13 protein-coding genes are annotated in these 10,714 nt (G+C 38.6%); 6 read left to right on the plus strand and 7 right to left on the minus strand.

Features of this window, described 5'->3' with window-relative positions:
* Nucleotides 1-21: 21 nt before the first annotated feature.
* Together XEN7305_RS07920 and XEN7305_RS07925 are read right to left on the minus strand one after the other, a co-directional pair.
* On the minus strand, nt 22-660 hold the full coding sequence (locus XEN7305_RS07920; RefSeq protein ID WP_006508863.1) for a histidine phosphatase family protein: 639 nt from the start codon (nt 658-660) through the stop codon (nt 22-24).
* A 99-nt stretch (nt 661-759) separates the two neighbouring features.
* Nucleotides 760-1,278, minus strand: coding sequence for an adenine phosphoribosyltransferase (locus XEN7305_RS07925; protein WP_006508864.1), 519 nt, complete (start codon nt 1,276-1,278; stop codon nt 760-762).
* 157 nt (nt 1,279-1,435) lie between these two features.
* On the opposite strand from XEN7305_RS07925, the gene XEN7305_RS07930 reads away from it, so the two are divergent.
* Nucleotides 1,436-2,065, plus strand: a complete 630-nt coding sequence (locus XEN7305_RS07930; protein ID WP_006508865.1) for a DUF3038 domain-containing protein — start codon at nt 1,436-1,438, stop codon at nt 2,063-2,065.
* 27 nt (nt 2,066-2,092) lie between these two features.
* Complete coding sequence (locus XEN7305_RS07935; RefSeq protein WP_006508866.1) at nt 2,093-2,749, plus strand: DUF4335 domain-containing protein; 657 nt, start codon at nt 2,093-2,095, stop codon at nt 2,747-2,749.
* Nucleotides 2,750-2,804: 55 nt separating this feature from the next.
* On the opposite strand, the gene queD is transcribed toward XEN7305_RS07935, so the two are convergent.
* A complete protein-coding gene (queD, locus tag XEN7305_RS07940; protein ID WP_006508867.1) occupies nt 2,805-3,191 on the minus strand; it encodes a 6-carboxytetrahydropterin synthase QueD in 387 nt (128 codons plus the stop codon).
* Between the two features lie 76 nt (nt 3,192-3,267).
* Nucleotides 3,268-4,719 carry a sugar transferase gene (locus tag XEN7305_RS07945; RefSeq protein WP_006508868.1) on the minus strand — a complete coding sequence of 484 codons (1,452 nt, stop codon included), beginning with the start codon at nt 4,717-4,719 and terminating at the stop codon, nt 3,268-3,270.
* Nucleotides 4,720-4,744: 25 nt separating this feature from the next.
* On the opposite strand from XEN7305_RS07945, the gene XEN7305_RS07950 reads away from it, so the two are divergent.
* Nucleotides 4,745-5,272 carry a PD40 domain-containing protein gene (locus XEN7305_RS07950; RefSeq protein WP_006508869.1) on the plus strand — a complete coding sequence of 176 codons (528 nt, stop codon included), beginning with the start codon at nt 4,745-4,747 and terminating at the stop codon, nt 5,270-5,272.
* Between the two features lie 236 nt (nt 5,273-5,508).
* Here the strand turns inward: XEN7305_RS07950 and psaM are convergent, their stop codons facing one another.
* Nucleotides 5,509-5,604, minus strand: coding sequence for a photosystem I reaction center subunit XII (psaM, locus tag XEN7305_RS27510; protein ID WP_006508870.1), 96 nt, complete (start codon nt 5,602-5,604; stop codon nt 5,509-5,511).
* Nucleotides 5,605-5,836: 232 nt separating this feature from the next.
* Here psaM and XEN7305_RS07955 point away from each other — a divergent pair, with 232 nt between their 5' ends.
* Both XEN7305_RS07955 and purH read left to right on the plus strand, forming a co-directional pair.
* Nucleotides 5,837-6,385: a metal-binding protein gene (locus XEN7305_RS07955; RefSeq protein ID WP_006508871.1), complete on the plus strand. Its 549-nt coding sequence runs from the start codon at nt 5,837-5,839 to the stop codon at nt 6,383-6,385.
* A 105-nt stretch (nt 6,386-6,490) separates the two neighbouring features.
* Nucleotides 6,491-8,035 carry a bifunctional phosphoribosylaminoimidazolecarboxamide formyltransferase/IMP cyclohydrolase gene (purH, locus tag XEN7305_RS07960; protein ID WP_006508872.1) on the plus strand — a complete coding sequence of 515 codons (1,545 nt, stop codon included), beginning with the start codon at nt 6,491-6,493 and terminating at the stop codon, nt 8,033-8,035.
* A 169-nt stretch (nt 8,036-8,204) separates the two neighbouring features.
* On the opposite strand, the gene XEN7305_RS07965 is transcribed toward purH, so the two are convergent.
* Nucleotides 8,205-8,852: a DUF3386 domain-containing protein gene (locus XEN7305_RS07965; RefSeq protein ID WP_006508873.1), complete on the minus strand. Its 648-nt coding sequence runs from the start codon at nt 8,850-8,852 to the stop codon at nt 8,205-8,207.
* A gap of 173 nt (nt 8,853-9,025) precedes the next feature.
* On the minus strand, nt 9,026-9,499 hold the full coding sequence (locus tag XEN7305_RS07970; protein ID WP_006508874.1) for a DoxX family protein: 474 nt from the start codon (nt 9,497-9,499) through the stop codon (nt 9,026-9,028).
* Nucleotides 9,500-10,199: 700 nt separating this feature from the next.
* Here XEN7305_RS07970 and XEN7305_RS07975 point away from each other — a divergent pair.
* Nucleotides 10,200-10,714, plus strand: a 515-nt coding sequence (locus XEN7305_RS07975; RefSeq protein ID WP_006508875.1) for a Calx-beta domain-containing protein, incomplete at its 3' end; no start/stop codon positions are given.

The raw sequence follows: 10,714 nt of genomic DNA on the forward strand, positions 1-10,714 counted from the left end.
CGCTCGTCAATTTTCAATTACTTAATTCAACCTTACTGTAGTTTCAGTTTGGCTCAGATGGGAAGTATCAGTTTGTAAAGTAATTTCTCCTTCGCCCGCAAAACAAACTATTTTTGTTATTGAGCATAAAGGAACTCTAAAACTAGGATTGCCCTTAACTAATCCCCGAGTAACACCCAAAACAGAAGCTCCATGCCCTACCAAAAGAATATCCTCGGGGAATTGGCTTATCAGCCTACCTGCTGCTTGCTGAGTTCTTCTAGTGAGTCTGGCCTGAGTTTCTGGATAGTTTGGACTGATTAAAGACTTATAACCCCAGTCAATACGGGGATATTCTTGAGCCAGAAATTCTTGAGGATGAATCTCAGGATGACTATCCATCCAATCGGGATTCATCCATTCGCTCAAGCCGGCTTCTAGCTTGATTGGCAGATCCAACACTTGTGCGACTTCATTGGCAGTTTGAATTGTGCGCAAAAAAGGAGAGGAGATAATATGGGATATATTCTGATTTTTCAATCTTTGACCCAATTCTTGAGCTTGGATAAAACCGTCCTCTGATAATGGAGGATCATATCGCCTTTTAGCTGTATTAAACCATTCTGGTTTGACAAAATCTAACCGATTTCCATGTCTTGCAATCCAAACTGTTTGTTTCATCAATTAAAAAATAAAATGAATGTTGGTGTTCAGGTGAAGGTAGACATTGATACTCTACCTTCTGCCTTCTGCCTTCTGCCCTCTGCCCTCTGCCTTCGTTTAATATTCTACAAGACTGATAATCGGCAAATCAGGTAACTTTGCCCTGCCTCCCAACGCAACTAGTTCAATCACAAAGAGAAAACCCAAGACCTCTACTCCGCATTTATCCAATAATTCTGCTGTGGCTTTGGCTGTGCCTCCAGTAGCAATTAGATCATCAACAATTAGAACTTTAGAGCCTGGGACAACTGCATCTTGATGGATTTCTAATTTGTCAGTGCCATATTCCAATTCATATTCCACCGAATGAACATCCGCAGGGAGTTTACCTGGTTTCCGTGCAGGAACAAACCCTGCATTTAACTTATAAGCTAAGGGCGTTCCAAAAATAAATCCCCGAGACTCCATACCGACAATATAGTCAGGAACTAATTCTTGTTCTTGACATTTTTCGGCCAGAGTATCTATCGAATGACGTAGTCCTTGCGGATTATTGAGTAAGGTAGTAACATCGCGAAAAACGATCCCAGGTTTGGGAAAGTCAGGTATGTCTCGGATTAAAGATTTAAGTTCCATAAAAAAACAATCGGGATAGTCTAGTTATTGCTACGTTACATAGATTACATTTATTGCTACCCTAGGTAGCTGTGGCATCATGACATCATAACGAGAGTTGATACTCTCAATGTGAATCAAGCTAACAAAAATCTTGGAATATGTGCTTAATTTTAGAATGAGTCAATCTGCAAGTATAGTATCCGATCCTTCGACCTCTGTTCAATCCAAACCTGCAATTTTAAAAATTTTGCCGGATATTTCTCCTTCGACCAATAGATGTTCGACTCACACTCAACAACAAATTGACTTGCTACTATTGGCAATTGAAGCTCTAGAATTGGGGGCCTCTGAGAAAATGTTGGCGACGGTCAAACAACTAAAATTAGAAGAAATTGTCCCTAGTCGGGTGTTTTTATGGCATCTGCGCTGTAGCAATCCTTGGAGACGTTCTTATACTAGGGAATTATTGAGTTTAGATCATGCCAAAGTTTTAGTGATTTTGGTAGCCTCTCGTGCTAAGCAATTGACAGTGCCAATTCGTCAATTATTACTGGCTGAACAGCAAATGCGGAGCAGAAACTTTCCCTTAGAAAATCATTATCGGTTATCAGAATATCTCGAAAGATTCCGCGCTCATTTCCGCAGCCGCATGAATTCACGAAGAACTAAGGTTGCTCTTTATTTAGCTTCAGAAGAACAATTAAACGAATTGGCCTTGTCCCTGCTAAAAAAATTGTTGTTTTGCACAGGTACCAAAGGTGCAGAAAGACTTTGGTTTAGTTTATTTGATGGGGAAATATCCTAATCTTTAATAATAAAAATAAATAGATTTATGAGTGTTCAAAAACAATATAAATTACCCAATTGCACTTTGCTTTTAGATGGCTTTGATGATGATACTGACTTAACAAGTGACAATCTGACTGGGCAGTCTACGATCGCGATTCTGGCAAATGCCGATCTAAAATTTACCACTTCCAATCAAGCTTTGAGTGGGGGTCGAGTTTTTCTGGAGAATTTAGCCACAGCAGTTAGTAACTATGCTCAAGATTTTCTCAGCGGATTATCCCGTCCCGCAGCAGTCGTAGTGGATTATCCCAAGATTACAATTGAAAAGTCAGAGACTAAAGATTTACATCGTATTATTGTTGCTCAAGATCCTGAGACACAGCAAGAACCACAGACTCTTGATTTAACTTTAATGGAATTTTTCGATTTAGTAGAAGTTATCGATCAGTTTTATACTGATGCGACTGTCTTGCCCGATGTATCTTTAGAACTTTCTGCAATTACTAAACGTTTCCGTAAACCAGAAGAACCTTTTGGCGATCGCGTTATTCCTTTAGTAGCTGGGACTGCCAGTCTAGCATTTGCTGCCGCTGCATTGTTTATGATTCCCACACCAGAAATTAAACAACAAGAAATCCCCATCGAAACAACACCAATTGAAACTGTCCCTGAACAAACAGAAAGTTCGCCAGAGGAATAAGGATTTTCACTATGCCTATAAAATTCATGACAGATTGTCTTTTTCGGGAGTTCTGTTAAGAATCGACCGACTTTTTATAAATACATCCAGAAGTACAAGTTTCGCGAATTTCTACCGCATAAAGACCGGGTAATCCAACTTTTTCTAATTTCTCAAAAATCCAGCGCGAGAGGTTTTCACTAGTGGGATTTTCTAATCCTGTAGTTTCATTGAGATAATAATGGTCTAAAAAATTATCGAGTAAAGGTTGAATGTAGTCACTAATCTCTCCATAGTCAATGAGCATTCCCTGTTGAGAACCTTGATCAATTAACTCATTACCTTTAACATGAATTCTGCCAACCCAACTATGTCCATGTAAACGGTTGCATTTCCCATTATAAGTAGGCAACCTATGGGCAGCTTCAAACCGAAATTCTTTATAAATAATCCATTCTTCCACTAGATATTGCTCTCTTACTCCTAATTAATATTTCTAAAACTCCTCATCCTTCATCCCTCATCCCTCATCCCTTTATTTACCTTCCCTTACCCAAAATAATTACTCTGAGAGTCTTGAGGGCAATCACAAAATCCAACCCAAGAGAATAATTCTTGATGTAATAGAGATCATAGGCCAATTTTTGATAGGAATCTTCTACGGAGGCACAGTAAGGATAACAAACTTGCGCCCAGCCAGTGATTCCTGGCTTAACTAGATAACGTAAATCATAATAGGGAATTTCCTTCCGTAAATCTAGATCAAATTCTGGACGTTCGGGTCGAGGCCCAATTAAACTCATGTCTCCTTTGATTACATTCCAGAGCTGAGGCAGTTCGTCGATTCTAGTTGCTCTGAGGACGTGGCCGACTCTTGTGATGCGCGGATCTTTTTTCTTGGCCCATTGTAAACCTTTTTTTTCTGCATCTTGTCTCATGGAGCGAAATTTATAAACCCGGAATTTTTTACCGTTTAGTCCTGTTCTGATCTGGGAATAGAAAATAGAACCAGAGGAGTTTATTTTAATTGCGATCGCAACTAGAATTACTAGCGGTAGCGTCACCAGAAGTAGGCCAAGGGCGATCGCCATATCGAGAATTTGTTTGAGCTTGGCATTGACTGGATGATGTAAAATGCTAAATCCTGAAGAAAAAGCTACCCAATCATCTTTGATATAAACTGGCGGAATTTTATACCAAACCTGCTCACAAAAATCGGCAAAATTATAAACAGAAATTCCTCGCAACCGCATTTGCATCAAATCTGGGACAATTTGCTCCAGAATATTCTTATTGATATCATCAATTAAAATCCCTGACCAAGACTGTTTAGACCAATTGGGGAAATTATCAATACTATCTATCGTGATGCGATGATCTTGCAACAATGGAGATTTGATTTTGGTTGCCACCGCAGTTTGAGCTTGATTTGCCGTTTGCCAATAGTAATGCTGATTGAGAATACTCCTAGTTCCTTGATGGTCGGTGAGAAAGACAAATTGGGCAGTTCTTTGTTCCAATTGATATTTATCTCGAAAACTCAAGGCTTTGTTACTACTGCCTAAGATTAAAAACCGACTATATTCTTGGTTTTTACTAATCCATTGGCTGACTATTGTCCGAGAAGCGATCGCCCAAATAGCAAATAAAATTACACTAATCAACAAAATCCCTCGCCCCACAAGGGGTTGAGAACCCCACAAACCAGTCAGGTAAATTAAAGAAGTGATCGCCGTTACCGTGGCAATAATGCCAAAGACTAGTTGGTCAAATAATTTAAACCGAGAACCAAGTTTGGCAAATTTGTAGCTGTCACTAACATAGAGACCTAACAGATAAACTATGATCAAACAATAAAGTAACGGCGATCGCAAATCGAGAAATTGCTCTAAACGCAAAACAAAAGCTAGATTAAAACAAAAAAGCAGTCCAACAATATCGCTAGCAAGTAATAACCAAGTAGAAACACGACGGGAAACAGGGCTACTCATAATTTCAGGTCAGTCAAGTTTTGAAATGCCAGTTAAATTAAATCTAGGTAGAGTGAATATAACTAGAATTGCTAAACATAATTTATTCTATGTTTTGATTTTTTGGTTGATTTCCGGGTGTCAAGGAGGTGTCAACACAACTTCACCCATCTTGCCTGGTGGAATCAATAGCAATTCCCCTGAAGAACATCCCAACTATAGTAACGATGGTCGCTATCTCGTATTTGCTTCAGATCGTCGTGGTCGAAGAGATATTTTCCTCTATGATGACGAGCAAAATGGACTAGTTGACTTACCGAATCTTAATCACAGCAATTCTAGTCAAGATCAACCATCCATCAGCAATGACGGACGTTATATTGTTTATCAATCTACTGAGCGAGGTAAAACCGATATTTTTATTTATGATCGACAAACCCAAAGATCCGATTTACTCACGGGAAATATCAAGGGTTCTGTCCGCAACCCAACTATTAGTGGAGACGGCAAGAAAGTGGCCTTTCAGAGTAGCCAGTTGGGACAATGGAAAATTGTCTTGTTGGAAATTAAATAAAATTAAAGCCGTCTCAAACTTGTAGAGTTTTGAAGTCAGATGGCAGAGGGCAGAGCGCAGAGGGCAGATGGCAGATGGCAGATGGCAGATGGCAGATGGCAGATGGCAGAAGAATAAAACTAACTAAAAGGCAAGAGATGATTTATTAAAGAACAAAAACTAAGAAAATATTCCTCATCCTTTATCCTTTATCCCTCATCCCTGACCTTTAACCGTTTTCCGTTGACAATGTCAATCTACTTATAAAGTTCTGTTCCCAGGCGTAAAGCCAAGAAAGCAGGAAATATAGAGATGATAATCGCAACGATCACTTGAGTCTCAGATACTGGCATGATAAATTGATTCCTCAAATAAAATAGATTATGTTTCTACTTGGTTTATCTTCGCCTATTTTATGGTTAAAACCTCAGATTACTCAAGGGAATGATTAAGTAAAAGATACAACTCTACAAGTTTCTTAATTGACAAATTTTGATATTGTCACCTAAATTGGGTGTCGCCGCGTGGAAGCAACAAGTAAAACCTAAGACCTAAAACCTAAAACCTAAAACCTTTTTTAAAATCATGCCATCAGGTCGCATTCACGATCGCATTACTTTATGGAGTCTCCCCTGGATTGTTCTTGCTACCTATCTTATGACCCAAAATGGGGAGCTTACTCTGCTTATGGCAGGGGGCTTCTTCTTCAGTGGCCTGATGTTTGGCCCCGATCTTGATATCTATTCTGCACAATATAAACGTTGGGGTCTTCTACGGTGGATTTGGCTGCCCTATCGTAAATTATTTCGTCACCGTTCCCTTTTTTCTCATGGGTTGATTATCGGGACGGTAATTCGAGTTATTTATCTTTCTCTGATTGTATTTGCGATCGCAATTTTTCTCATCGCGATCGCGCAATTATTCTTCGGATTTACCTGGAATTGGCAAAAATTTGTCCTCAAGGGGATTGATTTATTGACAACTGAATATTCCGCGGAAGCGATCGCTTTAGGGCTTGGTTTGGAATTAGGAGCTATGAGCCATTCTGTAAGTGATTGGATTGGCTCAGCTGTCAAAAAAAGTAAGGGAAAAGGGAAAAACAGTCAGACTTCGCGCCGCCGAAAGGGCGTTTAGCCTTATGCTCGGGCTTGACATCGTCCCACGAAGATGGGGCAGGACAAAAAAAATGTAATAATGCTTAGGCAATATTATGCAAATTGAGTAAAAGAAATATTATTTATGAAGCGTTTAGCACTTTTAAGCGTATCAGATAAAACTGGTATTGTAGACTTGGCACGTCAACTCATAGAAGAATTTGACTTTGAAATTATTAGCAGCGGTGGCACAGCAAAAACTTTACAAGCAGCTGGCTTGAGCGTCACCAAAGTTAGTGACTATACTGGTTCTCCAGAAATTCTTGGCGGCAGAGTAAAAACTTTGCATCCTCGTATTCATGGTGGTATCTTAGCCAGAAAAAATCTGTCAGAAGACATTGCAGATTTAGAAGCTAATGATATTCGCCCTTTGGATTTAGTAGCAGTTAATCTTTATCCCTTTGAAAAAACTATTGCCCAACCCGATGTTAGTTTGGCAGACGCGATCGAAAAGATAGATATTGGTGGCCCCTGCATGTTGCGGGCTGCTGCGAAAAATTTTGCGAACCTCACCGTATTATGTGATCCAAGTCTCTACGAAGAATATTTAACTGAACTAAAAGAGAATCAAGGCTCAGCATCCCTAGAATTTCGGCAAAAAATGGCAGGAATTGCTTTTTCTCGCACCCATGATTACGATCGCGCTATCTCAGACTATTTTGCTAGTTTAAATTCTGATGATGAATTGCCGAGCAACTTTAATGTCTCAGGAAAAAAACTCCAAACCTTGCGCTATGGCGAAAATCCTCACCAACCTGCCGCTTGGTATAGCTTGGGAGAACCGAAAAAAGGCTGGGCAAATGCGACTAAACTACAGGGAAAAGAACTTAGCTACAACAATTTAGTTGATTTAGAAGCAGCACGTAGAATTATTGCCGAATTTCCCTCTGCAGAACCCGCAGCTGCTGTGCTAAAACATACGAACCCTTGTGGTGTATCAGTGGGAAATAGTCTAGCCCAAGCTTACGAACAGGCTTTTAATGCCGATTCGATATCTGCCTTTGGTGGGATTGTCGCCCTCAATCAACCCATTGATGCCACAACAGCTCAAGCATTAACTAAGACCTTTTTGGAATGTGTAGTTGCCCCGGGATGCGATGAAGATGCTCAAGCAATTTTACAAGCTAAATCTAAACTGAGAATTTTGCTATTACCCGATTTAGTAACGGGGGAAAAACATACGCTCAAGGCGATCGCGGGAGGCTTATTAGTCCAAACCAGCGATGATCTGATTGAAAATCCTGATAATTGGCAATTGGTTACTGAGAAAAAACCCACATCCGAAGAAATAGCAGAGATGCTATTTGCCCAGAAAGTAGTCAAACATGTCAAATCTAATGCGATTATCGTCACAGGCGATCGCACAACGAGAGGAATTGGTGCAGGACAAATGAACCGTGTTGGAGCAGTGAAAATTGCCCTAGAACAAGCAGGGGACAAAACTCAAGGTGCGATTCTTGCTAGTGATGGCTTTTTTCCTTTTGATGACTCAGTTAGGACTGCAGCAGCAGCAGGGATTAAAGCGATTATTCAACCGGGAGGTTCAATCCGCGATAAGGATTCTATTGCAGCAGCTAATGAATTAGGTATCGTAATGGTCTTGAGTGGTGTGCGCCATTTTCTACATTAAAACCCCAAGGTGAATTAATTTAAAATATCTTCAATGGTAAAGTCTTTTTGAACTTGATATTGGGGGTATTTTTTATTGAAACAAAAAAATCTAGCAATCAATGAATGGAATCAGATTACTAGATTAATCATAAACATAAAATTGTGAATTTATATCCTCTTAATAATCTTTACTCAGCATCCAAAAGCTGAATATCAGAAAAACTAAAAGTGGTAACTTGGGGCTGACCATCATTTTCAGATGTGACAATCCGATCAGTTAGGATGTAGTAACCGCTAAAATCGCTAAACTTATCTTCAAAAGCAGTAATGGTAGTTTGAGGTTCACCAGTTTCAGGATCTACATAAAAAGACTCATATTTGCCTGATAGATAGCCACTGTCAGTCATAACAGTTGTCAGAGTGTTGATATTGACAACTTTGTCTCTGATGCGACGATTTACAAAACAGACTGTATTGTCTCGCACCTTATAACTATTGCCCTCAGAAGCGCCGCCTAGCAGGATTTCGATCGCACCTGTTTCATCTTTTTCCCCAAAAGAAAAAGTGTTTTTTCCATGAGTTTCCTCAAAGCTACGTTTTACTCTATGGATAGTCATCTCCCAGAGTTGTCCCTGAATAGCTTTTTGAGCTTCCCCATCTTCAATTCCTGACACTTCAAAAGATAAATCGGAATTTACTTTTGCCTGTGCGGTATATTTCTGATCTCCATTTTCCATGGTGACTTGAGCCTGATAACCAGGAAAATTTTTATCCCAAGTGTAGCGATTTTCGTAAGCTGAACGAAAAACATCTTGTGCTGTAAGAGTTTGAGTCATGAATTGTCCTTTGAAGAGAATTTTGGTAATTGAATTGTAATTTCACAGTATCAGAACCTACCAATTGAAAGTGATTTCATTTTGGTCGCAGACCTTGTTTAAATTTATTGAATTTATGCAAGTCCCGAATCTACATAACATTATAGAGAAATAAGGTGCCATTAAGTCTGCCTTTATTGATCAGCATTAGGTGCAAACATTTTCTTGATGATGGTATCCACAGAAAATAAGCCTCCACCATTAACGAAAAATAGAAGATAACTTAAACAGTAAAGACTAGCTGTTTCCAAAGGTGCGATTATGAAACCATCGATTTGTGTATGAAAATAGATAGCGACTAACATTGTGAAGACCAAAGAAAGTGCACTTAATCTAGTGAACAAACCTAAAGCTAATAAGCCGGAGCCGACTATCTCTGCATAAGCAGCGCAATAAGTTAATAGGATAGGGAACGGCAAACCAATTGCTGCGACAACATTCTCCGCAAATCCAGGCACATCTTCTAGTTTATCAATGCCATTATGGATCATTAGTACGCTGGCTAATATTCGGACTACCAACCAAACAATCTGAAATAAAATATTATCGCTTGAATTAGATTGAAAAATCGCTGCTAGTAAAGAATTGTTAGTTTGAGACGTAGTCATAATTTTAAGGAATGTTAATTTTTGCAACTTGTGGTTAGTATAGATTATTCAAAATAATCTGATCAATCACATAGAAGCAGTATCGCCTTTCCCAATCTTAGTGATATACATAATGCTCTGCTTTAAAGAATGGGGAACAGAAAGTAAAGAAAAAAATGACGTTGTCTCAACTTTCCATCAAATCCTATTTTGAACTACATGTATTTTACTAATTGAATAGTATCAGTAATTATTTTTTAGTATATATTCTTTGAGTATTTTTAATTATTAACACTACAGATATTTCCCCTCAATAATTACTCACTGTATTTTGAAACTATAAAGTGGTATAAACGAAATGTATCAATTAGATCTTCAGTAGTTTTTCTACTTTGGTAAATTAGATTTCTTTGATTTTTGTGCTGTCGTAGAGAACATGTTATAAAACAAGGATCTTGCAAAATTTCTTGTATTTATTTGTAACGAACAAAATCAGTGTTATTACGAATGCTTTTTGAAAAACAAAAGAGTTATACAAGATATATGGTCTTAAATCTGCTTTTGTTATTGTCAGCAAAAAGTTATTAATTATTAATAATAACAAGTCATTTTTAAGTTAAAAAATTAGAGTTTTACTGAAGTTCATTATCCTCAGTTCAGTATAGCTAAATCTAATGTTAGTCAATATTTTAGGAGAAGTTTTCCTTAACTTAAATTAATTATGGCAAATGAAAACTATGTTGAAGTTTCTCCAGCAGTTTACACTGTGCTCGAAAGTGATTTACTTTTTCCAAATTTAGTCACTATTACTTTGAATCGTACTGGTAACATCAATAGTGCAGCCGATATTGAAGTCTTACTTAATGGTGGTTCTGCACAACAAGGTGTGGATTACGATATTCCCCCAGGCGTTTCCCAGTTCGTAACCTTTGAACCAGGACAAACCACTGCTACTTTTGAGTTCGAGATCTTTGATGACGTTGATCTTGAAGGCACTGAAACTATTGATCTGCTTCTCCAAGCCTTCCCTGGTAATTTAGAAACAGTTATTGGGAATCAGGGGACAGCTATTGTCGAAATTCTCGATAACGAAGTTTCCAATATTGAGTTTTCTCAACCAGTCTATAGCGTGATCGAAAGCGAGCTAATTTCACCCAATCTAGCCAGTGTTACTCTGACTCGGACAGGAAATATTTATAATCCTGCGGGTGTGGATGTCTTAATCGCCGGTGGTAC

The organism is Xenococcus sp. PCC 7305 (genome assembly GCF_000332055.1).
GTDB lineage: Bacteria > Cyanobacteriota > Cyanobacteriia > Cyanobacteriales > Xenococcaceae > Xenococcus.